Consider the following 24,647-nt stretch of genomic DNA (forward strand, 5'->3'; position numbering starts at 1 on the left):
AGCGGCCAATCGTCCCTTCGGGCTGGGTTGGTATGGGCTGCTGCGTATTGCCAGCGAACTGACCACGCATCGCCGACACAGTTGCCCAAGGCCGGCACAGAACTTGACCGGTATCGGCAACCAGCTGACCATCGGCCGAGGTGTGTCGGTCGGGAACAACCGACGGGCAGCAACCGACCCGTTGCAGACCTTGCGCAGATGTCACACCGTCATGAACCCGCCATCGCGGTGGGCTGGCGGCGCCTGATCGGAAGAACGGCCCGCAGGCGGGGGGCGCGCAGCCAGAGGCCACCCCAGGCGAGCACGCCGACAAGCGCATTCTCCCCCATGTCGAAGATGCCGCCGTTCACCCGCAGATGGATCACGATTGCTCCGCCGAGGAATCCTGTCAGCAGGATAGCGCCCAGGGTCGATGTCTGCGGCAGGGCGTAAACGAGCGTGGACACAAGCCCCAAGATGCCGATTGCCAGCACCACGTTGCCAGGCACGCCCAAGCTGGCGTTTGCTTTCACAGCCCAAGGCGCCTGCTGAAGGTCCGGGCTGATGTCCCGCAGCATGAAGGCTATGACCGCAACCGTGATCACCCAACCCGCAATCACCAGCAACTTCGATGCATTCATCAAGCGTTACCCCCCGAATTCGGTTTTCCCAGGCTCCCCTAACTGCCGCGAGCTCGCCAGGGCTGTTCACCATACGCCTGGACGGCATTCTACCCTGAGATCCAGTGACCGCTTACCGGCGATCAAGGCATGCTTAATCAACGGCCGGATTTGGCTGAAGGTGGCCGGTCGACCCGCGCTGCTGACGAGCGTTGCCAGTTCCCCTGGTGGTGGTAAGGCTCGACGCCGGGAATAGGCAATGCGATGGCAATCATGCCTGCGTCGCCGCCGGCCGTGGTCAGTTTCGCTGGCGAAGCTGTTCAGTTGTTGTGCCAAACGTGGGCAGGTGGCTGGCGTTTTGCAGGCTGCGGCGTATACCTCGACGCGGACGCATTGCACGGTGAACCCCTCCAGGGTCACGAAGTGGCCGTAGTGTTGGACTGGACGGAAAGCTGATTCAACATGTGCGACCTCCCACGCATGGACACCGAGTCGAACGGAAGAAGCCGCAAGACGACGGCGATGCCGACCAACAGCGTGCGCACGGCGACCAGAGAGTGCCTTCCATGACCGAGTGCAGGCGCATCTACTTTGGACTGGAGGTCGTTGAGTTGAGAGGAACGCGTGTCGTGCGCAAGGCGGACATCCAGCGACTGCCGTTCTACGAGTTCTCGGAAGACAGCGCAGCCGGCTCATCCTCTCTCGCAGGCAAGGATGGGCCTACTGAATTTGTTTACCTGCACGACTGGGTGACTTTTGCCGAGCTGTTCATCCAGACGGGCCGACATCGATACGTGCCTGATCCAAAGTAGTCTTGCAGTAGGCCCGCTGAGCGCCTTGTCCCGTATCCGTCAAGCCTGCCTTTGATGGCGGCTCAGCGCAGCCTCTTGGCGAGATCTGCGGCATCCGGATGGTAGTAGCGCAGTAACATTCTTGTATCGCGGTGCCCGGTGATCTTGGCCAGCTCGTGAAGCTGAAATTTTCCCGCCAGCCTCGATGTCGCTTCATGTCGTAGGTCATGAAAGCGCAGGTCGTTCAAGAAGTCCGGATCGATGGGTAGGCCCTCGCGCGTGCATTTGGCTTCGTAAACGGCACGTGCACGGTGCTGCGCCCTGTCGAAAGCCTGCGTAATGCCATCAGGGCGCACGGCAAAGACCCGACCCCGCAGCTCACTGGGCACTGCCTGGACTTTGCGACGCTTTGCTGGTTGCTCGGGCAGTAGCGCAACCAGAGCGGAGACGGCTGCAGGCGAAAGCGGTACATCACGACTGTTGCCATTCTTCGTTTCTGGGAGATGGGCCACACACCGCTCAAGGTCGACATGCTCCCAACGCAAGGCCGCAATCTCTCCGCGCCGCATCGCCGTCTCAACGGCCAAGGTAACGAGAGCGGGCAGCATGGGCGACTCGCTGGCCTCTACGACGAGCGCAAGCTCATCTTGTGTGCGACCGCGGCTGCGGCCGGTTGACGGAGACGCTGTGACGATTCGGCGGGTACGCGCATTGTTCGGTGAAGGCTTGCGCACGAGCTCAACAGGATTCGCCAGACTCTCCATGCCCCATTCCTTCCTGGCCACGTTGAAGACATGGGAGAGCACGGCAAGGCGGCGCAGCACGGTGGCTGGTGCATAATCCTTCAGCCACTTGTCCCGCAATGCCGCTACATCGGCGCCCCGGATCGTCGCAACGGTTCGGACTGCCAGCGGCGTGTCGCGCCAAGTCGCAAGCACGGAGCATTCCTGCACGGCTCCACGCTTGCCTGGCACCACTTCACGCTCATATCGGTCGAGAAGCTCCCGCAGCGTGGTGGACTCGGCTTCACTGCGATCGATCCAGACGCCCCGCGCCATTTCCGACTCGATCATCTTCGCCCACGCTTCGGCCTCAGCCTTGGTGGTGAAGGTCTTGGATTGTCGCGGGTATCCTCGTCGAGCGATCACCACCCGCCACTGACACGCACCACGCTTTTCAAACCAAGCCATGAAAGCCTCCCGTCACCGTCACGAATCCTCCCAAAATCCTCCCATAAAAGCAATATTAATTCATAACTTATTGTTTTATAAAGATTGAAATTTGCATTCGCAATGCGAATGTCGGGAGTTCGATCCTCCTCCGCTCCACCAAACATTCCAGACAAAAGCCCGGGAAGCTTCAAGCTTCCCGGGCTTTTCGTTTTCCGTCCGCTACGCCGGCGATGCGGGCATCGTGGCGAAGATCCGCTCGACCTCCTCCGCGTCGAGCGCGCACCAGGCACCTGGCGCCAGTTCGCCCAGGGCAAGCGCACCGATCGCCACGCGCCGCAGGGTTTCCACGTGGTTGCCGGTGGCGGCGAACATGCGGCGCACCTGGTGGTAGCGGCCTTCGGTGACGGTGAGGCGGGCGTGACGCGGGCCCAGCACTTCAAGTGTGGCGGGGGCGAGCGGCGTGGTCTCCGATTCCAGCAGCAGCGTGCCGCTGGCGAACAGCGCGGCCTCGCCACCGCGCAGGTCTTCGGCCAGGGTGGCCTCGTAGACCTTGGCCACGTTGGCCCTGGGCGAAATGATCCGGTGCAGCAGCGCGCCGTCGTCGGTGAGCAGCAGCAGGCCCGAGGTGTCGCGGTCGAGCCGGCCCACAGTGGAGAGCGCGGGTTCGCGGATGCGGTAGCGCGGCGGCAGCAGGTCGTAGACCACGCGGCCGGGATCCTTGCGCGAGCAGGTGACGCCCAGCGGCTTGTGCATCATCAGCACCAGGCCTGGCGGGGGGTCGAGCGGCTCGCCGTCGATGAAGATTTGCGCGTGTTCCACCTTGTCGTCGGCATACAGCACTTCGCCGTCGGCGCCGGTGATGCGGCCCTCGCGGAACATCCAAGCCACGTCCTTGCGGCTGCCGTAGCCGAGGTTGGCGATCAGCTTGACCAGTTTCACGCGCGCGGGCTCCTGGCCTCGATCACCTTGAAGCCGTCCTGCATGGCGAGCTGCCGCACGTCGGCGAAGCGCGCGGCGAGCAGGGCTTCGTAAGGCAGGTGGCGGTTCGCCACGATCAGCAGGCGGCCGGATGCCGCCAGGGCGTCGGCTGCGCTGGTGATGAAGGCGCGACCCAGTTCCGGCAGGTCGGCGCGACCGAGGTGGAACGGCGGGTTGCTGACGATGGCGTCGTAGCGCTGCGGCAGGCCGCGGGTGACGTCGTGCCAGTGCACGTCCACCGGCAGGTCGCGGCCTGCGGCGTGCAACGCGTTCGCGACGTTGCGGCGCGCCGGTTCCAGCGCACGCGCCTCCGCCTCGTACAGGTCCAGCGCCGCGATGCCCGGGCAGCGTGCGATCAGCTGCGTGGCGAGGTAGCCATAGCCCGCACCGAGATCGGCCACGCGTCCCCCCAGGTCGGCGGGGAAATGCGCGGCGAGCAAGGCGGAGGCGCGGTCCACGCGGTCCCAGGCGAACAGGCCGGGGCGGCTCCACCAGCCGTCGGCGGTTTCGCGCGGCGCATCCAGCGCGCGCCATTCGTCCTGCAAGGCGCGGTCGATGGCGTCCGGCTCCGGCGTGGTCCAGAACACCCGGCAATGATGCTTGGACAGGCTGCCCACCGTACCGGCCAGCCGCGCGAGGTCCGCCTCGCCGGACTTCGCGCCTTCGGCCTTGGCCATGCTCGCCACCAGCGTGCCGCCCGGCGCGAGCCGGTCCAGCGCGCGGGCGAACAGGGCGCGCGCCTCGTCGCGCTGGCGCGGCGGCAGCAGCAGCACGAGCGGGAAGGTTTCGCCCCCGGCCGGTTCGCCCACGCGCAGGCCACAGCGTGCCAATTCGTCGGCGAACGGCAGGAAGCTCTGCCCGCACAGCCAGCCGGGCTGCGCCAGTTCGCGCAGGCGCACGTCGGCGCGGGCGCGCAGGAACCAGGCACGGCCACTCGCCGGCAGCCGCAGCACCGAGGTATCGAAGGGCACGCACAGCGTGGCCAGCGCCATCTCGGGCGCGGCCGCGGAAAAACCGCCAGCACTCACATCAGGTCCGGATCGATCGAGGGAGTCGCCGCGTATTGTAGGCTGCGATCAGGCAGCGCCGTGCGCACTCACCGCATCCATGACGCGGGCCGAGTAGACCAGCGCGGCACCGGCATTCATCGCCACCGCCACGCCCAGGGCCTCGGCAATCTCCTCGCGCGTGGCGCCGTGCTTCAGCGCCTCGCCCGTGTGCACGGTGATGCAGCCATCGCAGCGGGTGGTGACCGCCACGGCCAGCGAGATCAGCTCGCGGGTCTTGGCGTCCAGGTGGTTGGTCTCGCCCCCCGCCTTGGACAGGGTCTGGTAGCCGGCGAGCGTGCCGGGGCTGAGTTTGCCGATCTCGCCGATGCGCGCGAGCAGTTCTTTGCGGTATGCCAGCCAGTCGAGCATGACGTGCCTCCTGTCCCGTGCGGTGCGACGGGGCAGCGAGTGTCGCGCGGATGGCGTCAATGGCCCGTGTGGTTGCCCGCTGCCTGCGCCGGCAGCTCGTCGACCATCTGCGCCGTCAGCGGCTGGTAGCCGCCCTCGAAATGGTGGTCGCCGTTCTTGGCGTGCACCTGCACCCATGCCGGCAGGCCGGGATCGGTGCACAGGCTGTCGTCGGCGTCGTCCTTGCCGTAGTAGCAGACCACCGGGAACTGCCGCTTGAGCGCCTGCACCGGCGGCAGCGCGTCGTAGTGCGGCACCTTGTTGAACTTCTCCAGCACGGTCTTCACGAAGGCCTTGAAGCGGCCCTGCGTGATCATGTAGCCCTCGAACTGGATCTCGAAGCTGGTGTCGCGGCTGGGCGAGAGCAGCACCAGCTGGGTGATCCGCGCGCGGTTGGCGGGGCTGAGCTTGTCGATGATGGTCGGCAGCACGTCGGCGCCGAAGGAGAAGCCCACCAGCCAGACGCGCTGCTTGTGCCACTGGTCCAGGTACTTCGTCATCAGCGCGTCGAGCTGCTGAGCTGCCACGTCGGGCGAGCGGTTGCGCCAGAAATACTTGAACACGTTGATGCCCAGCACCGGGACGCCGCGCGCCACGAAGGCGTTGCCGAGCTGCTTGTCGAGGTCGGCCCAGCCGCCGTCGCCGGAGTACAGGATGGTGAGCACGTCGTCCTTGCCCGCCGGCGCCTGCACGCCGGCCGCGGGCGTGAGCACGATGGTGGACTGCTCCAGGCTCGGTCTGGAAAACGGCGTCCAGATCAGGGCCAGCCCAAGCACGCACGCACCGATACCAGCCCACATGATCCGCTTTCCTCGTTTCGACATGCTCATCGACGCACTACCCCGGTGAGGCCACCGGAAATCAGGCTGGCCACGTTCGCAAGGATCATCGGCAGCGCGATGCCGCCCGGTACGGCCATGTAACGCGGCTCCCATTCGGGGTCGAACTTGTCCTTGTAGCGTTGCAGGCCCTGGAAATTGTAGAAGCGTTCACCGCGACCGAACACCAGCGCGCCGAAACGGTTCCACAGCGGCGCCTGGCGCCGGCTGGTGAGGCCGGCCAGCGGCGCCATGCCGAGGTTGAACCAGCGGTAGCCCTCCCGCTTCGCCCACTGCATCAGCTCGACGAACAGGTAGTCCATGATGCCGGAGGGTCCCTCGGGCACGAAGCGCATCAGGTCCAGCGACGCCTCTTCCTTCGTCTCGGTGAGGAACAGGTTGGCGAAGGCCACGATCTGCTCGCCCTGCCATACCAGCGCCATCGGCGTGCGCACCAGGTAGCGCGGGTCGAACGCGCCCAGCGAGAAGCGTTTCTCGCGCGCGTTCTTGTCGGCCAGCCAGGCGTCGGAAATCTCCTTCAGCCGCGGCAGCAGCGGCGCCACCTCGTCCGCCCGCACGATCTCCAGCCGCAGGCCGTCGCGGCCGAGCTTGTTGATCGTGCCGCGCAGGGTCTTCTTCGACTTGCCGTCGAGGTTGAAGTCCTCCAGCCGCACGCGTGCCTCTTCGCCGATCTTCAGCAGGTTCATGCCCACTTCGAGGTACATGTCCAGGTCGTCGGGGCTGACCTGGTAGAACACCGGCCAGCCGCCCGCGCGCTCGCACTGTTCGAGGAAGCTCCACACTAGCTCGCGCCGCGCGTCCTCGTCCTCGCCCACCGGATCGCCCATGGTGACCCAGCTGCGGCCTTCGGTGTCGTACATCAGGAAGGCCTTGCCGTCGGCGTCGAACATCAGGCGCTTGTCGCCCATCAACGCGAGGTGCGCCTGCGCCGAATGGAAATGGCGGATCAGCGGCAATGCCCGCTCCAGCTCGGTTTCGCTGGGCGGCGCGCGGCGCAGGCGCTGCGGTTTGATCAGGGCTGCCAGCGCGAACAGCAGGCCCGCCGCCGCCGCTCCCACCAGCGAACGCAGCGCGCGCGAGGCACCACCCTGGTAAAAGCTGAATTCCCACCACAGGCTGTTGCTGTACTCCACGTGCTTGTAGCTGAACATCACCAGCCAGGTGGCGCAGCCGAACACCGCGAGGATCGCCACGATCCAGCCCAGCGAGAAGCTGGTGCTGAACAGCGAGGCGCGCCGGTAGAACAGCCGGTGCGCCGGCGCCAGCGCCATCGCCAGCAGGGCCAGCAGCGAGGCTTCCTCGTAGTCGATGCCCTTGAGCAGCGAGAACACCGCACCCACCACCAGCAGCACCAGGGTCGCCCAGTACGCCACGTCCAGCCGCCGCTGCAGGCCGCGCGCGAGGATCAGCAGCAGCATGCCGATCACGCTGGCCATGAAATGCGAAACCTCCAGCACCGACAGCGGCAGCACGTCGCGCAGGATATCCATGCGCTCCGGCAACGCCCGCGTGGCGCCGGAGAACAGCAGCACCGCGCCCGACACCAGGGTCAGCCCCGCGAAGAACGACGGCAGCAGGCCGCTGAACCACGGCGACCACAGCGACTGCTTGCGGAAACCGCGCGCCTCGCGCTGCAGCACCAGCATGGTCGCCGCGCACAGCGGCATCAGGTAGTAGACGACGCGGAACATCGCCAGCGCGCCGATGATGGGCGCGGTCAGGTGTTTGTCGTTGGTGGCGTGGAAACAGGCCAGCAGCATCGTCTCGAACACGCCGAGGCCACCCGGCACGTGGCTGATCAGGCCTGCGATCTGCGCGATCACGAAGATCGCCAGGAAATGCCCGAAGCTGGCGTGCAGACTGTCCGGCATCAGTACGTACATCGCCGCCGCCGCCAGCCACCAGTCCAGCGCGCCTACCAGCACCTGGCGCAAGGCCGACAGCGGCCGCGGCAGCAGCACGCGCCAGCGCCACAGCCTGATCGGCTTGCGGATGAAGCCGCCGAGCACCCACGCCAGCGGCACCGCCGCGAGCGCGACGGCCAGCGGAATCCGCCAGTAGCCCATATGGAGCTGCCATTCGCCTACCTGCACGAGCGCGGGCAACGGCTCCACCAGCAGGGTCACGCCAGTCAACGCCAGCAGGCCCAGCCAGAAGCTCAGCGTGCAATACAGCACCAGCTTGGCGATCTCGGTGGTGGAAAGGCCGTTCTGCAGGTAGAAGCGGTAGCGGATCGAACCCGACACCAGGAACGACATGCCCACCGCGTTGCTGAAGGCATAGCTGATGAAGGAGATCAGGGTGACCCGCCGCCACGGCAGCGACCTGCCGATGGACTTGAGGCCGAAGCGGTCGTACAGCGACATCACGCCGAAACCCAGCGTGGTCAGCACGATCGCCAGCAGCAACCGTGCGCGCGACACGCTGGCCACGTACTCGCGGATCTCGTGATAGGTGACATGGCGCGCAAACTGGCGCAGCCCCCACAGCGCCAGCACCAGCAGGCCCACCGACAGCAGCGGTCCGGCGACCCGGCGCAACAGCACTGCCCGCTGGCTGGGCGGGTTCAGGGCATCATCCGTGCGTGGCACCTGCTCGACTTTTTCCTGCTCCACGCGACGCTCGTTTCCCTGGGAGGTACCTGGCAGGCTGTCGAGAAACAGCCCGATGACTCGATTCACGGATGGATCGCCTGCCGGTCGATCACCCAAGCGACTGGCCGGCGAAGCCGCGCCCGGACAGTGCGCCGGACCCGGTCCCCGCTAGTTTAGAGCAGGCCTTGTTGCAGGCGATGAACGGCGGCCGCGGTCACTTCGCGGACGTGCCCTGCCCCAGGCGCGCGATCCAGCGGTACATCACCACCACGCAGGCCACGAAGGCGATGCCGCCGATCCAGATCGCCGGCGTGGCGAAGCCGTCGCCGACCAGCGCCAGCGGCATCGGCTTGCCGGTGAAGGCCACCAGTGCGGCCACGATCACGCCGAGCAGGCTCTCGCCCACGATCAGGCCCGAGGCCAGCAGCACACCGAGCTGCTTGGTCGGCTCCGCCTTCGGGCCGCGCTCGGCACGCTTGTCGAACCAGGCCCCCACCAGCGCTCCCACCACCACCATCAGCGTGGTCGAGGTCGGCAGATACATGCCCAGGCCCACCGCGAGCGGCGGCAGGCGTACCGACTTGGTGGTGCTCGCCAGCACCGCGTCCAGCACGATCAGCGCCACGCCGATGCCGGCGCCCAGGCCGATCAGGTTCCAGTCGATGTTGTTCTGGATCACGCCCTGCGCCAGCGCCGAGATCAACCCGGCCTGCGGCGCCGGCAGCGCGGTCGCCGGGTTCGCGCCCGGCGCGCCAAGGAAGCCGTACGCGTGCTGCAGCAGGTCCAGCACCGGCGGAATCACCACCGCGCCGGCGATCACGCCGATCACCAGCGCCGCCTGCTGCTTCCACGGCGTGGCGTCGACCAGCTGGCCAGTCTTGAGGTCCTGCAGGTTGTTGTTGGCGATCGAAGCCACCGCGAACACGATCGAGGTAATGAACAGCGCGAACGCCACCAGCGCCTTGCCCGCCTCTGCCGGCACCAGCGCCTTCACGAACAGCACCAGCAGCAGCGCGGCGATGATCACCACCAGGATGCCGATGCCCGACAGCGGGCTGTTCGACGAACCGATCAGGCCGGCCATGTAACCGCAGACCGTGGAGACCAGGAAGCTCAGGATCACCACGAACAGGACGCCGCCGCCCACCAGCAACGCGGTATGTCCGCCCAGCCCGCTGATCGTGCTGAAATGCCACAGCAGCCAGGCCACCGGGATCAGGCACAGCAGGGTGATCAGGCCGACGATGCCGATCGGCATGTCCTGCTCGGTGCGCGCCAGCGTGTGTGCCTGGCCGGCCTTGCGCACGCGCGCGGCGGCCATCGCGCCGGCCAGGCCGCTGGTCACCGGCTTGACCAGCTTGGCCAGAGTCCAGATCGCCGCCACGCCGATCGCGCCTGCGCCCACATAGCGCACGTCGTGGCTCCAGGTGGCCTGCGCCATGTCGGCGGCCGTGCCGGCCGCGGCAATGTCGGCGGCAAGATTGGAAGGATGCAGCAACAGGAAGTGCGGCACTGCCCAGGCCCAACTGATCACCGCGCCGAACAGCATCGCCACGCCCACCCACAGGCCCACCAAGTGGCCCACCGCGAACAGCGCGAAGGAGAGGCTGAAGTCGAAACCGGTGGCCGCACCCTTGTCGCCAATGCGGAAATAGCTGGACACCGAGGTGGCGAACAGCCTGGTCTGCACGACCACGTAGAACACCGCCGAGACGATGGAGCCGACCAGCACCGCCTTCAGCCCCGCCCCGCCCGATTCCACCGATTCGGCCGCGGCCTCCGACGAACCCGAGCCCACCTTGAGCACCTCGGCGCAGGCCACGCCTTCCGGGTACGGCAGGTCCGAATCGGTGACCAGCGCGCGACGCAGCGGGATGGTGTACATCACGCCCAGGATGCCGCCGGTGGCGCAGATGCCGAAGCTCATCCAGAACGGGAAGCCGGTCCACCAGCCGACCATGATCAGGCCCGGCAGCACGAAGATGATCGAGGACAGCGTGCCGGCGGCCGAGGCCACCGTCTGCACGATGTTGTTCTCCTGGATGGTGGCGTCGCGCATGGCCTTGAGGATCGCCATCGAGATCACCGCCGCCGGGATCGAGGTGGAGAACGTCAGGCCGGCCTTGAGCCCGAAGAACACGTTCGCGGCGGTGAACAACACAGTGATCACGATGCCGATGACCAGGCCGCGCAGGGTGAGTTCGGCGCGCGCGGGCGCGTTGGACATGGGCTGAGGGTTCACGGTGGCACTCCCCGGGTGGACGCTGCCGCGCAAGATAGCGTGGATCGGCCTTTCCTGCTCGTCTTGCGCCTATGGAGCCTGGGCGGCAGAAACGTTCGAGGCGAAAAGGTCGCCGAGCGAGGACAGGTTTTCGACGATTCGCCGGCCCATAGCCGAAGCTATGGGCCAAGAAGCGGCGGAAACATGGACCGCTCGGCGGGCTTTGCAGCCCGGACGGCTTCTGCCGCCCAGGCTGCATGCCTCCATTGGCGCTACGCGACCGCGACTGCTGACAGCAGGTTGTCAGCAGCACCCCGCGAGACTGGCCGGCATCCACCCGAGGAGCCCCGCCATGACGACGCCGCAAATCACCCTGTACGGTTGCGCCCCCGCCTTCGACCTGCCCGACCCCAGCCCCTTCGTCACCAAGACCGAGGTGCAGCTGCAGATGGCCCATCTGCCGTACCACAAGGTGTTCGCGATCCCGCCGGAAGCGCCCAAGGGCAAGCTGCCGTGGATCGACGACGCGGGCGAGGTGGTGTGCGATTCCACCTTCATCCGCGCCCATCTCGAACGCAAGCACGGGGTGGACCTGGACGCGGGCCTCGACGCACGCCAGCGTGCCGAAGCCTGGGCCGTCGAGCGGCTGGTCGAGGATCACCTGTACTGGGCGATGGTGTGGTTCCGCTGGGTCGATGCGGCGAACTTCGCCAAGGGCCCGGCGCATTTCGTCGACCGCGCCCCCGAGGCGGTGCGCGAACGGCTGCGCGAGGACATGCAGGCCGCGAAGCAGAACGAGCTGCATGCGCAGGGCATCGGTCGCCACACCCGCGAACAGATCGCCGCGCTGGGCACGCGCTCGATCGACGCGCTGGCCGTGCTGCTGGGCGAACGCGACCACCTGTTCGGCGACCGGCCGCATGCGGTGGATGCCGTCGCCTTCGGCGTGCTCGCCGCGATCCTCACGCCGTTCTTCGACACGCCGCTGCGCGAAGCTGCCCGGCGCCATCCGAACCTGGTCGCCTACGTGGCGCGCATGATGCAGGTCTACTACCCCACCCATGCATGGCCGCAACCACAGGCTGCGGCGGCCTGAGCCATCGAAGCAGGAGGCACGATCTGCGATGATGCCGCCTCGTCATCGCGGATACCTCCCCATGCGCCTTTCCCTCGCCCTGCTCGCCTCTTCCGCTCTTGCGCTCGGCGCGCTGGCCGCCTGCAACCGCACGCCGCCGCCCGCACCGGTGAGCAGCGGCCAGGTGGACAAGCTCGGCATCGTCGACACGAAAGTCGGCAATGGTGCCGAGGCGAAGCCGGGCATGACCGTGCAGGTGCAATACACCGGCTGGCTGTACGACGAGCACGCCAAGGACAAGCACGGCAGCAAGTTCGACAGCACCGGCGACCACGGCGGCGAGCCGTTCTCCTTCACGCTGGGCCAGGGCCAGGTGATCAAGGGCTGGGACCAGGGCGTGGCCGGCATGCACGTGGGCGGCGAGCGCACCCTGCTGATTCCCGCCGAGCTCGGCTACGGCGCGCGCGGCGCGGGCGGGGTGATCCCGCCGAACGCCTCGCTGGTGTTCGACGTAAAGCTGGTGGGCGTGGGGCAGCAGTAGGCGGCTGCCTTGCGGATCGCCGCGGATGCTCCCGCGCAATGCTTTCTTTCGCAGACGACGAAACGATCTTCGTCGCGTGCCGCAAGAAACAGAGCGGTTTCGGACGCCTGACGGCGCCCGAGTCACTTCTCTTTGCTGGCCCACGCCACCGCCAGGAGCGGTGGCGAACGGCGCAGCCGGCCCGCAGGGCGGAGGGCAGGAAGCCCGGAGTCAAGAGAAGTAACCAAGAGAAATGGCCTGATTCAATACGCCGGGATTACAAGCAGGACGTTTCGAGGTTTTTGGAGCCACTCCCGCCTACGCGATACACGGCACGGCCACACCGCGCCGTATCTGGAAGCTGAAGCACAAAGCCTCGCGGCGCTTCGCGCCGCATTGGCTTTGCTCTGGCTTTGGCTGTTGCTTCTGGTGCGCACAATGCGCACCTGCTTTTCCGGGGCCCCTCGGCGGCGGTGAGGCGGGGCCGAAAAGGCCGGCAGCGGGCGAGCCCATGGATGGGCTCGCCTTTTCGCGCGGGCAGGATGCCCGCTCGAAAAGCCCGGCCCCGCCTCACGGACTTGCCGGGCAGGAGGCCCGGCAAGCGCCGCCGCGGGGTGGCCTTCTCTTTTACGTCGGGCATCCTGCCCTCCGCCCTGCGGGCCGGCTTCGCCGTTCGCCGCCGCTCCTGCGGCGGCAGTGGTTACTTTTCTCTTGGCCACGCAAGAGAAAAGTAACTCGGGCCGCGGCAGCGGCACGAAACCGCTCTGTAGCTTGCGAAAACGCGGGAGCAAAAGCCCCTCTCCCCTACCCCTCTCCCGCAAGCGGGAGAGAGGAGTCGCAACATGAAAGCACCAGCAAGCTACCCGCGCGCAGCAGCCACCAACTCATACGACCGCCGCCGCAACGCATGGTCGAACACGTTGCTGGTGATCATCAGCTCGTCCGGCCGATGGCGCGCGATGAAATCCGCAAGCCCCTGCTTCACGGTTGAAGCATCCCCCACCACGGCACACGCCAGCGCCCGCTCCACCATCATCTTTTCCGGCGGCGTCCAGTACGCCTCGATGTCGTCGATCGGCGGCGGAATCAGTCCCGGCTGGCCGCGGCGCAGGTTGATGAAGCTCTGCTGCTGGGTGGTGAACAGCCGCCGCGCCTCGGCGTCGCTGCCAGCCGCCACCACGTTGAGGCCCAGCATGGCGTGGGGCTGCGCCAGCCGCGCCGAAGGCCGGAAATCGCGGCGGTACAGCGCCAGCGCCTCGTCCATCGCGTCGGGCGCGAAGTGCGAGGCGAACGCGTACGGCAAGCCCAAACGCGCTGCCAGTTGCGCACCGAACAGGCTGGAACCGAGCAGCCACACCGGCACCTCGCTGCCCGCGCCAGGCACCGCACGCACCGCCTGCCCCGGCGTCGCCGGCTCGAAATAGCCCAGCAGCTCCGCCACGTCCTGCGGGAATGCGTCGGCGCTGTCGTAATAGCGGCGCAGCGCCCGCGCGGTGGCATGGTCGGTGCCGGGCGCGCGCCCCAGGCCCAGGTCGATCCGCCCCGGATGCAAAGCGGCCAGCGTGCCGAACGCCTCGGCCACCTGCAGCGGCGCGTGGTTCGGCAGCATGATGCCGCCCGCACCCACGCGGATGCGCGAGGTGCCGGCGGCCACGTGGCCGATCAGCACCGCCGTCGCCGCACTGGCGATGCCGGGCATGTTGTGGTGCTCGGCCAACCAATAGCGCGTGTAGCCCAGCCGTTCGGCGAGCTGCGCCAGGTCGAGCGTGTTGCGGAACGCCTGCGAGGCATCGCTGCCTTCGGTGATCGGCGCAAGGTCGAGGACGGAAAAGGGAACCATGGCGGCATCCGGTGACACGATGCGCCTTGATCTGGGGACGCCCACGGCGCTTGCCAATGTGCCGCCCCGACTCAGGCGTCGTCGGGATGCCGCGCCCGCCACGCCGCCAGCGCCACCCTGTAGCGCTCCAGCTCATCCCCGTAGAGGTCATAGATGCAGGGGTCGCAGCCGTTGCCGCAGCATTCGCCGGGATCAGGCTCGGGCGGCGGCTGGGGCCGCGGGTCGTCAGGATGGTCGACGGGTATGTCGGCGGGGCTCACGCACGAGGGTTCCAGTCAGGTATCGCACTCACAGTGTATCGCCCCGCACTGGCCGCGCGGCCCACGCGCTGCGATGATCGAAGACCCCCCGCTGCGGAAGTCCCCCGATGCCGTCACGCCGTATCCGCTTCCTGTCCGCATTGCTGGCTATGCTGGCACTGCCCGCCTGCGCACTCGCCGCACAGCCCGCGGCCACCAGCGGCGCGCACTATCGCGTGGTGGCCTACGACACCGCGCACCACCCGATTCCCGCGGCCGACGTGGATCGCATCGATACCCTGATCTTCGCGTTCGCGCGGCCGGAGGATGGCCGCGTGACGCTCGCCCCCGCGGGCCGCGCGTTGCTGCAGCAACGCATCGCGTTGAAGGCTGCGCACCCGAAGCTCAAGGTGATGGTGTCGGTGGGCGGCTGGAGCGTAGGCGGCTTCTCCGAAGCGGCGATGACGCCGGAAAGCCGGCAGCGCTTCGCCGACAGCGCCGCCGCGCTGCTCGTGGAAACACACGCCGACGGTCTTGACGTGGACTGGGAATATCCCGGCCACCACGAGTCCGGCATCGCCTCCAGCCCGCAGGATCGCGAGCACTTCACCGCCCTGCTCAAGACGCTGCGCGCCACGCTGGACCGCGCCGGCCACGGCAAGCATTACCTGCTCACCATCGCCGCCGCCGATGGTCCGTTCGTGGACGGCATCGACATCGCCGCGGTGGCGCCGTCGCTGGACTGGTTCAACCTGATGACCTACGACTTCTGCAACGTGATGACGCCGACCACCTGCAACCACACCGGCCTGCACGCGTCGGCACTGGCGCCGGCCGATGCGCGCACGCTGGCGCGTGCGGTGCGGCAGTTCCTCGCCGCCGGCGTGCCGCCGGCGAAGCTGGTGCCCGGCGTGGCGTTCTACGGCCGCGAGTTCGCCGACGTCGATCCGGCCCATCACGGCATGTTCCAGAAATACGGCCACTACCAGGGTGGCCACGACTGGCCGCAGCTCAAGGCCGACTTCATCAACCACGATGGCTATGTGCGCTACTGGGACGCGAAAGCCGAGGCGCCGTACCTGTGGAACGAGCAGACGCACCGCTTCATCACCTACGACGATCCCCAGTCCATCGCGGCCAAGGCCGCCTATGTGAAGGCGCAACACCTCGGCGGCCTGATGTACTGGGAACAGGGCAGCGACCCCGATGGCGAACTGCTCAAGGCGGTGTGGCAGGGCCTGCAATGACGTTCGGCCATGATCCGTGACCCATTCCTGGCATCGCCACGGGACAGCGTCTGGCTAGGCTGGTAAAACGGCAGGCGGCGGGACCGTTCCTCCCCGGGGTAGCCGATGTTCCCTCACCGTCGCCTGGTCGTCCCGTTCGCCTGCGCGTTGCTGGCGTGCGGCCCGTGCGCCGCCTCCGCCCAGACGCCAGCCCCGACACCGGAACAATGGCAGGCGCTGCAGCTCGCCGCAGCCGCCAAGTCCGACCGGATCATGGCCGCGGCGAACCGGCACAAGGGACTGCTCGCGCAGTACCAGGCGATGCGCAACGCCTACGACGAGGACAAGTCGCCGGTATTCCGATTGATCTTCGGCCAGTACGTCAGCTGGTACCAGAGTTTCATCGGCGACTATCCCGACGCGGCGGCCAGCTTCTCGATCAAGCAGGTGCCCGAACGGGACGATGCCCCTTCACCGCTGGGCCTGCCCGGCTACAACGCCCATCCTGCGCTGGCGACGATCACGGAACTGGCGAAGTCCTATCCCATCGTGCTGCTCAACGAGGCGCACAACGTGGCGCTCACCCGCAGCCTCACCGTGCAGCTGCTGGGCCGGCTGCGCGAGGAGGGTTTCGACTACTTCGCCGCCGAGACGCTGTACCAGGCCGACACCGGCCTGCAGGCGCGCGGCTATCCCGTCGACAAGAGCGGCTTCTACACCGAGGAGCCGGTATGCGCCGAGATGGTGCGCACCGCCTTGAAGCTGGGTTTCAAGGTGGTCGCCTACGAGGCCGGGCCCGACGCCAGCGGCGACGCGCGTGAGGCCGAACAGGCGCGCAATCTCTATGACGCCGTGTTCAGGCGCGATCCCAAGGCGCGGCTGGTGGTCGATGCCGGCTACAGCCATATCGTGAAGTCGGGCCGCTACCTCGGCGGCTCCTCGATGGCCGAACATCTGCACAAACTCACCGGCATGCCGATGCTGTCGGTCGAGCAGACCATGCTGTATCCGCATGCACTCGCCAGCGACGATCACCCGATCTACACCGCGGTGATGGAACGGCTGCATCCGAAGGTGCCGATCGTGTTCACCAGCGCGGCGGACAAGCCCTGGTCATTGCGCCCTGGCTACGACGTCAGCGTGTTCTTCCCGCCGGTCCACCTGGTGCACGGTCGACCCGACTGGCTGGGCCTGGGCGGCCTGCGCCGACCCTGGTTCGTCGACAGCACGCGCTGCCAGCAACATTTTCCCTGTCTGGTCGAGGCACGCTACGCCGGCGAGGACGACGATGCGATCCCGGCCGATCGCGCGGTGCTGGATCAGGTTCCACTGTTCGGCACGATGGACATGCGGCTGATGATCAGTTCGCAGGGCGTGCCCGGCACCGATCTCTACCTGCGCCCCGGCAAGTACCTCCTGCGTTTCAGCGCCGAGAACGGCGACCTGCTCTACCACCGGAACATCGCCGTGCCGGCCAGGCGTGGCGACGACGATTGACACGGGGAAACGAAAGCTTGCCCGCCGGGCGTGCCGCTGTGCCCATACAACTGGCGCAACGCCGCGCATCACCATTCCACGCATCCGCACCGCGAAGGAGACACCCGCATGATCCGTCCGACCATCCGCCCGACACTGGCCCTGGTCTGCCTGCTCGCCACCTGCGCCGCGGCGGCCGCCGCGCCCGCCGACGACCGGGCCAGTCCGATGCTCGGCTTCACCAGCACCGGAGCGACGCAGGAAAGGAGCCTGGAACAGCGCTTCGACGCCCTGCTCGGTCCCGCCGAGCAACGCGACTGGCTGAAGCAGATGTCCTCGCAGCCGAACCAGGTGGGCGCGCCGCACGACAAGGCGAACGCCGACTTCATGCTGGCGAAGTTCCGCGAGTGGGGCTGGGACGCGCATATCGAGACCTTCGACGTGCTCTACCCCACGCCGAAGAAGGTGGCGCTGTCGCTGCTTGGGCCCAAGCCTTTCACCGCGACGCTCAGCGAACCGCCGCTGCCCGGTGACGCCACCTCGTCGATCCGCGACGGCACGCTGCCGCCCTACAACGTCTACGGCGCCGACGGCGACGTCACCGCGCCGCTGGTCTACGTCAACTACGGCATGCCGGACGACTACAAGGCGCTGGCCCGGCGCGGCATCGACGTGAAGGGCAAGATCGTGATCGTGCGCTACGGCGGCGGCTGGCGCGGCCTCAAGCCCAAGCTCGCGCAGGAACACGGCGCGGTGGGCTGCCTGATCTACTCCGACCCGCGCAACGACGGCTACTACCAGGGCGACACGTATCCGGACGGCGGCTGGCGCCCCGCCGGCGGCGTGCAGCGCGGCTCGGTGGCCGACATGCAGGTCTACCCCGGCGATCCCACCACGCCCGGCTACGGCTCCGTCCCCGGCGCGGGGCATCTGGCGCTGAAGGACGCGAAGACGCTGATGAAGATCCCCGTGCTGCCGATCTCCTATGCCGACGCCACGCCGCTGCTCCAGTCCCTGAGCGGCCCGGTGGCGCCGGCCGACTGGCGCGGCGCCCTGCCCTTCACCTACCACATCGGTCCGGGCACGGCGAAGGCGCATCTGGTCGTTGAATCGAACTGGGGCCGCAAACCGGTCTACGACGTGATCGCCACGCTCAAGGGCTCCACCGAGCCGGACCAGTGGATCGTCCGTGGCAACCACCACGATGGCTGGATGTTCGGCGCCTGGGATCCGCTCGCCGGCAACGTGGCGCTGATGGCCGAGGCCAAGGCGATCGGCACGCTGTACAAGCAGGGCTGGCGGCCGCAGCGCACCCTCGTCTACGCCAGCTGGGATGGCGAGGAACCGGGCCTGCTCGGCTCCACCGAGTGGGCCGAGACGCACGCGAAGGAGTTGCAGGCCAAGGCCGTGCTCTACGTCAACTCCGACACCAACGGCCGCGGCTTCCTCGATGCCGGCGGCAGCCATTCGCTGCAGCACCTGGTGAACCAGGTCGCCGCCGGCGTCACCGACCCGGAGACCCACGTCAGCGTGCAGCAGCGCCTGCGCGCCCGCATGCTGGTGGAAGGCGCGGCCAAGGGCGCCAACCCGCAGGCCAAGGAAGATGCGAAGCTGGCGGCGGCGGGCGGCGACCTGCCGATCGGTGCGCTGGGCTCGGGCTCCGACTACAGCGCCTTCCTCGAACACCTGGGCATCGCCTCGCTGGACCTCGGCTTCAGCGGCGAGGACGACGACGGCGGCGTGTACCACTCGCGCTACGACTCCTTCGACCACTACGTACGCTTCGGCGATCCCACCTTCGAATACGGCGTGGCGCTGTCCAAGGTCGCCGGCCACATCGTGCTGCGCACCGCCGACGCCCGCGTGCTGCCGCTGCGCTTCGGCGACTTCAGCGACACACTGGACCGCTACGTCGGGCAACTGCACAAGCTGGTCGACGACACCCGCAAGGCTACTGACGAGCAGCATCGCCTGCTCGACCAGCATGCCTATGCGCTGACCAGCGATCCCACTCGCCCACTGGCGCCGCCGGCACGCGATTCCGACGTACCAGCGATCGACCTCGCACCGCTGGACCGGGCGGCGAAACAGCTCAAGCAGAGTGCACAAGCATACGAAGCGGCGTACCACACCCGCGCCGAAGCGGGACTCGACCTCACCGATGCCCAGCGCAACGAACTGGACGCACTGATGGGTCGCATGGAGCAGTCGCTCACCGACCCCGACGGGCTGCCCGGCCGCACCTGGTTCAGGCACATGATCTACGCGCCCGGCATGCTCACCGGCTACGGCGTCAAGACCGTGCCCGGCGTGCGCGAGGCGCTGGAGGCGCGGCGGTGGGACGAGGCGGATCGCTATGCCGCAATCACCGCCAAGGTGCTCGATGGCTATCGCGACAAGCTCGACAAGCTCACGGCGATGCTGAAACAGCCGCATTGACCGCACCGAAGTAGCCCGGCGGAAACGATGAAGGCCGGCTTTCGCCGGCCTTCGCGCGTCTGGTGACCCCGGCGCGATTCGAACGCGCGACCTTCCCCTTAGGAGGGGGATGCTCTATCCAGCTGAGCTACGGGGCCATAGCCGACAAGCATACCAAGATACCTGATCATCACGGCACCGCCTGAGCGGTGCCCGCGATCGTTCGGCTGCCCCCCGGAGCGGCAGCGTCATAAGAGGCCCTTTCTTGAAAAAGATATCATTTTGATATCTAATCCTTCCACTCGAAGGAGGATTACCCATGAACGAACGCAAGGGTCTTTCAGTCGCCGGTATTCCGTTTATCGGGCTTTGTGTGCTGGTGATCATTGCCGGCCTCGCCCTGCTGCTCGCTCGCGGTCCGTACGCCATGCTCGGCATCCTGCTGGGGGTGGTCGAGGTCTTCCTGCTCAAGGGCTTCTTCCAGGTCGCGCCCAATACCGGACAAGTGATGCAACTGTTCGGCAAGTACGCCGGCACCGTCCGCGAGGAAGGCTTGCGCTGGACCAACCCGTTCTACACCAAGCGCCTTGTCTCGCTGCGCGTGCGCAATTTCGAAAGCGGCAAGCTGAAGGTCAACGACAACGACGGCAACCCGATCGAAATCGCTGCCGTAGTGGTGTGGCAGGTAGTCGACACCGCAGAAGCGGTGTTCTGCGTGGAGGACTACGAGAACTACGTGCATATCCAGAGCGAGTCAGCGCTGCGGCAGATGGCGCAGAGCTATCCCTACGACTCGCATGACAGCGGCCAGCCCTCGCTGCGCAGCCATGGCGACGGCATCAATTCGCATTTGCGCGACGAGATTCAGGCTCGTCTGGGCAAAGCCGGTGTCGAGGTCACCGAGGCACGCATCAGCCACCTCGCCTATGCGCAGGAGATCGCCCAGGCCATGCTGCAGCGGCAGCAGGCCAGCGCCATCATCGCCGCACGTACCTGCATCGTGGAAGGCGCGGTGGGCATGGTCGGCATGGCGCTGGAAGAACTGCGCAAACAGGGTGTGGTGGAGCTGGACGAGGAACGCAAGGCGGCGATGGTCAGCAACTTGCTGGTGGTGTTGTGCGGCGAGCGCGGTACCCAGCCCGTACTCAACACCGGCACGCTTTACAGCTGACGGCAGCATGGCCGGCGAGAAGAAAGCCTATCCACTGCGTATCAGCGCTGCAGTCTTGGAAGCCATGCAGCGCTGGTCGGACGACGAGCTGCGCAGCCTAAATGCCCAGATCGAATATGTACTGCGCGACGCGCTGCGCAAGTCGGGACGACTGAAGCCGGGCAAATCCGCGCCGGTCGAAGACGACAACTGAGTGCATAGCGCCAACCAGAGGGATGCCCCATCCAGCTGGGCCATGGCGCCAAAGCGCGGATTCCGGCATGGATCGCCGCCGGCGCGATCCGGCGACGGCACCGCCCCTGCTAGAATCCCCGTTTTGAAACAGGGCGCCCATGCGCCCGGCACTGGAGTCCCCATGTCCCACAGCATCCTCTCCGCGCTCGGCCTGGCCGACGTCAATCCCGGCACCTACCTCGGCAACGGCGAGTGGTCGAAGACCACGGACGCCGGCACGCTGGCGCCGGTGAACCCGGCCAGCGGCGAGGTGATCGCCAAGGTGCATGCGAGCAGCGCGACCGACTACGAGACCATCGTCAAGCGCGCGCAGGAGGCGTTCAAGACCTGGCGCACCACCCCCGCCCCACGCCGCGGCGAAGCCGTACGCCTGTGCGGCGACGCGCTGCGCAGGCACAAGGACGCGCTGGGTTCGCTGGTCGCGCTGGAGATGGGCAAGATCAAGCCTGAAGGCGACGGCGAAGTGCAGGAGATGATCGACATCGCCGACTTCGCGGTGGGCCAGAGCCGCATGCTGTACGGCTACACCATGCACTCGGAACGCCCGGGCCACCGCATGTACGACCAGTACCATCCGCTGGGCCTGGTCGGCATCATCAGCGCGTTCAACTTCCCGGTGGCGGTGTGGGCGTGGAACGCGATGCTCGCCACCATCGCCGGCGACATCTGTATCTGGAAGCCGTCGCCGAAGACGCCGCTGTCGGCGATCGCCACGATGAAGATCTGCAACGAGGCGCTGCAGGCCGGCGGCTTCCCGGACCTGTTCTTCCTGTTCAACGACGCCGGCGTGGAGCTGTCGCAGGCCTTCGTGGACGACAAGCGCATTCCGCTGATCAGCTTCACCGGCTCGACCAAGGTGGGTCGCCACGTGGGCGAGCGCGTTGCCAAGCGCATGGGCCGTTCGCTGCTGGAGCTGGGCGGCAACAACGCGATCATCCTGGATGAAAGCGCCGACCTGAAGCTGGCGATCCCGGGCATCGTGTTCGGCGCCGTCGGCACGGCCGGCCAGCGCTGCACCACCACGCGCCGGCTGTTCGTGCACGAGTCCATCTTCGACAACGTGCTCGACACGCTGGTCAAGGCCTATCAACAGGTCGAGGGCAAGATCGGCGACCCGACACTGGCCACCACGTTGATGGGTCCGCTCAACAGCCCGGAGGCCGTGCAGGCGTATCTCGCAGCCGTCGAGAAGGCCAAGGCGGCGGGCGGCACCGTGCGCACCGGCGGCAAGGCGCTGACCGACCGCAAGGGCAACTTCGTGCTGCCGACCATCGTCACCGGCATCGCCAACTCGCATGAAGTCGTGCAGACCGAGACGTTCGCGCCGATCCTCTACGTGATGCCGTTCAAGACCATCGACGAGGCGATCGACATGCAGAACGACGTGCCGCAGGGCCTGTCCTCGTCGATCTTCACGCAGAATCTGAAGGCGGCGGAGCAGTTCCTGTCGGCGGCCGGTTCGGATTGCGGCATCGCCAACGTCAACATCGGCACCTCGGGCGCGGAGATCGGCGGCGCGTTCGGCGGCGAGAAGGAAACCGGCGGTGGCCGCGAGTCCGGTTCGGACGCGTGGAAGGTCTACATGCGCCGCCAGACCAACACCATCAACTACTCGAACGCGCTGCCGCTGGCGCAGGGCATCAAGTTCGACCTGTAAGCAGTTCACTCGTCATCACGCGAATGCCGCTAGTTCCTCTCTCTAGAGGAAAGGGTAGCGACCAGCAGGCGCAGGAGCGCCTGCGGAACGGCGGAGCCGGCCCCGAAGGGGTGAGCGCCAAGGATGGCGCGAATCCAGCCGAGAAAGGGTTCGGGCGGGGCGAAATGCCGAGGCAAGTCCGAACCCTCACCCCCAGCCCCTCTCCCGGTGGGAGAGGGGGGTACCGAGCAAAAGGATCGCCGCCATGAGCTACCCGCCGCCCCAACGCAGCAACACCAGCGCAACGGCCATCGTGAGCCTGGTGTTCGGCATCCTCGCCTGGGTCATGCTGCCCTTCGTCGGCGCGTTGATCGCGGTGGTCTGCGGCCACCTGGCGCGTGGCGAAATCCACCGCGCGCCGATCGACCAGCGCATCGAGGGTGACGGCATGGCCGTCGCCGGGCTGGTGCTGGGTTATGTGCAACTGGCGCTCAGCGTGGTGGTGGTGTTCTTCATCATCGCGGCCCTGAGTTTCGGCCTGAGCTTCGCGCATTGGCACTGATGCCACCGATGCCCGGCGCGTCCGCCACCCCGCTTTTCGATTTCCACGGCTGGCGCGTCGTCGTCGCCGGCGGCAGCAAGGGCATCGGCCGCAGCATCGCGCTGGCCTTCGCGGAAGCCGGCGCGGCCGTGTCGATCTGCGCACGCGGCGCGGAGGCACTCAAGGCCACGCACGACGAACTCGCCGGCTTCGGCCACGCGACGCATGCGGCCAGTTGCGACCTCGGCGACGCAGCCGCGATTGCCTCGTACATCGACGAAGCCGCCGCCGCGCTGGGCGGCATCGACGTGCTGGTGAACAACGCCTCGGGCTACGGCTTCAGCGAAGACGACGAGGCCTGGCTGGCGAACTTCAACATCGACCTGATGGCCGCCGTGCGCGCCTCGCGCTGCGCCTTGCCGCACCTACAGCGCTCGCCGCACGCCAGCATCCTGCACACCAGTTCCGTCGCCGCCTTCCACCCGCGCAGCAATGGCCCCGCCTACGCCGCGATGAAGGCCGCGCTCAGCCACTACACCACCTCGCAGGCGCTGCAGCTCGCCGCGCGGCGCATCCGCGTCAACGCCATCGCGCCGGGCTCCATCGAGTTTGCCGACGGCCTGTGGGATCGACGCAAGCAGGAAGAGCCGGCACTGTATGCCGCCACGCTTGCGAAGATCCCGTTCGGTCGCTACGGCAGGCCGGAGGAGATCGCCCACGCCGCGCTGTTCCTCGCTTCGCCCTGGGCCGGCTGGATCACCGGCCAGACGCTGTGCGTGGACGGCGGCCAGAACCTTTCAGGCTGATGCCATGAGCAAATTGCACAGCACCGAACGCTTCAGCGATCGCGTCGCCGACTACGTGCGCTATCGCCCCGACTACCCCGCCGCGATGCTCGACTGGCTGCGCCGCGAACAAGGCGTCATGCCGGCATGGAAGGTGGCCGACGTGGGCGCTGGTACCGGCATCTCCAGCAAGCTGTTCCTCGACGCCGGCCACGACGTGACCGCGGTGGAGCCGAACGCGGCGATGCGCGACGCGGCGCTCGCCTGGCTGGGCGGCAACCCGCATTTCCGCGCCGTCGACGGCACAGCCGACGCCACCCACCTGCCCGACGGCAGCGTCGACCTGGTGACGGTGGCGCAGGCCTTCCACTGGTTCGACCCTGCCTCCACGCAGCGCGAGTTCGCGCGCATCCTGCGTCCGGGCGGCCTCGCCGCGATCTTCTGGAACTCGCGCCGCCTCACCGGCACGCCCTTCCTCGAAAGCTACGAGGCGTTGCTGCAGCGCCACGGCACCGACTACACCAGCGTGGCCGAGCGCTACGCCGACGACGACAGCATGCGTGCGTGGTTCGGCACCGGCTGGCGCGGTATCGCGCGCTTCGAGCACAAGCAGTCGCTGGATTTCGACGCGCTGCGCGGCCGCCTGATGTCGTCCTCCTACGCCCCGAAGGAAGGCCACCCGCAACACGAACCGATGATCGCCGCGCTGCGCGAACTATTCGACCGCTGCCAGCAGGATGGCCGGATAAGCTTCGACTACGACACGCGCATCATCGTGGGTACGCTTCAGAATACATAGAACCTGTTTATGCTCGTTCCGCAACGAGCACACGAG

22 protein-coding genes and 1 tRNA gene are annotated in these 24,647 nt (G+C 67.3%); 12 read left to right on the forward strand and 11 right to left on the reverse strand.

Annotated elements, in window-relative coordinates; all coding sequences use genetic code 11:
• Positions 1–209: 209 nt before the first annotated feature.
• Positions 210–620, reverse strand: a complete 411-nt coding sequence (locus ABQJ54_RS14270) for a DoxX family protein (RefSeq protein WP_367854984.1) — start codon at positions 618–620, stop codon at positions 210–212.
• Between the two features lie 545 nt (positions 621–1,165).
• On the opposite strand from ABQJ54_RS14270, the gene ABQJ54_RS14275 reads away from it, so the two are divergent.
• Positions 1,166–1,411 carry a hypothetical protein gene (locus tag ABQJ54_RS14275; protein ID WP_367854985.1) on the forward strand — a complete coding sequence of 82 codons (246 nt, stop codon included), beginning with the start codon at positions 1,166–1,168 and terminating at the stop codon, positions 1,409–1,411.
• A gap of 62 nt (positions 1,412–1,473) precedes the next feature.
• Here ABQJ54_RS14275 and ABQJ54_RS14280 read toward each other — a convergent pair whose 3' ends face one another.
• The 7 genes from ABQJ54_RS14280 to ABQJ54_RS14310 form a co-directional block, all read right to left on the reverse strand.
• Entirely contained in the window at positions 1,474–2,580 is a 1,107-nt protein-coding gene (locus ABQJ54_RS14280; protein ID WP_367854986.1) for a site-specific integrase, read from the reverse strand.
• 201 nt (positions 2,581–2,781) lie between these two features.
• Positions 2,782–3,501 (reverse strand): pseudouridine synthase, encoded by a 720-nt coding sequence (locus ABQJ54_RS14285; protein WP_367854987.1) that lies wholly within the window; start codon positions 3,499–3,501, stop codon positions 2,782–2,784.
• Entirely contained in the window at positions 3,498–4,568 is a 1,071-nt protein-coding gene (locus tag ABQJ54_RS14290) for a class I SAM-dependent methyltransferase (RefSeq protein WP_367854988.1), read from the reverse strand. Before ABQJ54_RS14290 ends, ABQJ54_RS14285 begins: the two co-directional genes overlap by 4 nt.
• Before the next feature lie 48 nt (positions 4,569–4,616).
• The gene (locus tag ABQJ54_RS14295; RefSeq protein WP_367854989.1) at positions 4,617–4,958 is read right to left on the reverse strand and encodes a carboxymuconolactone decarboxylase family protein; all 342 of its coding nucleotides are present in this window, start codon (positions 4,956–4,958) and stop codon (positions 4,617–4,619) included.
• 56 nt (positions 4,959–5,014) lie between these two features.
• Positions 5,015–5,797: an AcvB/VirJ family lysyl-phosphatidylglycerol hydrolase gene (locus ABQJ54_RS14300; RefSeq protein ID WP_367854990.1), complete on the reverse strand. Its 783-nt coding sequence runs from the start codon at positions 5,795–5,797 to the stop codon at positions 5,015–5,017.
• Between the two features lie 26 nt (positions 5,798–5,823).
• On the reverse strand, positions 5,824–8,517 hold the full coding sequence (mprF, locus tag ABQJ54_RS14305) for a bifunctional lysylphosphatidylglycerol flippase/synthetase MprF (protein ID WP_367854991.1): 2,694 nt from the start codon (positions 8,515–8,517) through the stop codon (positions 5,824–5,826).
• A 127-nt stretch (positions 8,518–8,644) separates the two neighbouring features.
• On the reverse strand, positions 8,645–10,657 hold the full coding sequence (locus tag ABQJ54_RS14310; RefSeq protein ID WP_367855352.1) for an OPT family oligopeptide transporter: 2,013 nt from the start codon (positions 10,655–10,657) through the stop codon (positions 8,645–8,647).
• A 346-nt stretch (positions 10,658–11,003) separates the two neighbouring features.
• Between ABQJ54_RS14310 and ABQJ54_RS14315 the strand changes: the two genes are divergently transcribed.
• Complete coding sequence (locus ABQJ54_RS14315) at positions 11,004–11,747, forward strand: glutathione S-transferase family protein (RefSeq protein ID WP_367854992.1); 744 nt, start codon at positions 11,004–11,006, stop codon at positions 11,745–11,747.
• A 61-nt stretch (positions 11,748–11,808) separates the two neighbouring features.
• A complete protein-coding gene (locus ABQJ54_RS14320; RefSeq protein WP_367854993.1) occupies positions 11,809–12,267 on the forward strand; it encodes an FKBP-type peptidyl-prolyl cis-trans isomerase in 459 nt (152 codons plus the stop codon).
• A gap of 838 nt (positions 12,268–13,105) precedes the next feature.
• Here ABQJ54_RS14320 and ABQJ54_RS14325 read toward each other — a convergent pair.
• Positions 13,106–14,086, reverse strand: a complete 981-nt coding sequence (locus ABQJ54_RS14325) for an LLM class flavin-dependent oxidoreductase (RefSeq protein WP_367854994.1) — start codon at positions 14,084–14,086, stop codon at positions 13,106–13,108.
• A gap of 71 nt (positions 14,087–14,157) precedes the next feature.
• Positions 14,158–14,346: an oxidoreductase-like domain-containing protein gene (locus tag ABQJ54_RS14330; RefSeq protein WP_367854995.1), complete on the reverse strand. Its 189-nt coding sequence runs from the start codon at positions 14,344–14,346 to the stop codon at positions 14,158–14,160.
• Positions 14,347–14,453: 107 nt separating this feature from the next.
• Here ABQJ54_RS14330 and ABQJ54_RS14335 point away from each other — a divergent pair, with 107 nt between their 5' ends.
• From ABQJ54_RS14335 to ABQJ54_RS14345, 3 genes are all read left to right on the forward strand, one after another.
• Positions 14,454–15,572, forward strand: a complete 1,119-nt coding sequence (locus tag ABQJ54_RS14335; RefSeq protein WP_367854996.1) for a glycoside hydrolase family 18 protein — start codon at positions 14,454–14,456, stop codon at positions 15,570–15,572.
• A 105-nt stretch (positions 15,573–15,677) separates the two neighbouring features.
• Positions 15,678–17,048 (forward strand): hypothetical protein, encoded by a 1,371-nt coding sequence (locus tag ABQJ54_RS14340; protein ID WP_367854997.1) that lies wholly within the window; start codon positions 15,678–15,680, stop codon positions 17,046–17,048.
• Between the two features lie 108 nt (positions 17,049–17,156).
• The gene (locus ABQJ54_RS14345; RefSeq protein WP_367854998.1) at positions 17,157–19,466 is read left to right on the forward strand and encodes a transferrin receptor-like dimerization domain-containing protein; all 2,310 of its coding nucleotides are present in this window, start codon (positions 17,157–17,159) and stop codon (positions 19,464–19,466) included.
• A gap of 60 nt (positions 19,467–19,526) precedes the next feature.
• On the opposite strand, the gene ABQJ54_RS14350 is transcribed toward ABQJ54_RS14345, so the two are convergent.
• Positions 19,527–19,603: transfer RNA gene (locus ABQJ54_RS14350), tRNA-Arg, on the reverse strand.
• Positions 19,604–19,764: 161 nt separating this feature from the next.
• Here ABQJ54_RS14350 and ABQJ54_RS14355 point away from each other — a divergent pair.
• The 6 genes from ABQJ54_RS14355 (at position 19,765) to ABQJ54_RS14380 (ending at position 24,611) form a co-directional block, all read left to right on the forward strand.
• Complete coding sequence (locus tag ABQJ54_RS14355) at positions 19,765–20,616, forward strand: SPFH domain-containing protein (RefSeq protein ID WP_367854999.1); 852 nt, start codon at positions 19,765–19,767, stop codon at positions 20,614–20,616.
• A 7-nt stretch (positions 20,617–20,623) separates the two neighbouring features.
• Complete coding sequence (locus ABQJ54_RS14360; protein ID WP_367855000.1) at positions 20,624–20,809, forward strand: type II toxin-antitoxin system antitoxin; 186 nt, start codon at positions 20,624–20,626, stop codon at positions 20,807–20,809.
• Between the two features lie 162 nt (positions 20,810–20,971).
• A complete protein-coding gene (gene amaB, locus ABQJ54_RS14365) occupies positions 20,972–22,507 on the forward strand; it encodes an L-piperidine-6-carboxylate dehydrogenase (RefSeq protein ID WP_367855001.1) in 1,536 nt (511 codons plus the stop codon).
• A gap of 244 nt (positions 22,508–22,751) precedes the next feature.
• Positions 22,752–23,048, forward strand: coding sequence for a DUF4190 domain-containing protein (locus ABQJ54_RS14370; protein WP_367855002.1), 297 nt, complete (start codon positions 22,752–22,754; stop codon positions 23,046–23,048).
• Complete coding sequence (locus ABQJ54_RS14375; protein ID WP_367855003.1) at positions 23,048–23,833, forward strand: SDR family NAD(P)-dependent oxidoreductase; 786 nt, start codon at positions 23,048–23,050, stop codon at positions 23,831–23,833. The genes ABQJ54_RS14370 and ABQJ54_RS14375 overlap by 1 nt, the downstream gene beginning before the upstream one ends.
• 4 nt (positions 23,834–23,837) lie before the next feature.
• Entirely contained in the window at positions 23,838–24,611 is a 774-nt protein-coding gene (locus ABQJ54_RS14380) for a class I SAM-dependent methyltransferase (RefSeq protein WP_367855004.1), read from the forward strand.
• The last annotated feature ends 36 nt before the right edge of the window (positions 24,612–24,647 follow it).

It is taken from the genome of Rhodanobacter lycopersici (genome assembly GCF_040812335.1).
Lineage (GTDB): Bacteria > Pseudomonadota > Gammaproteobacteria > Xanthomonadales > Rhodanobacteraceae > Rhodanobacter_A > Rhodanobacter_A lycopersici.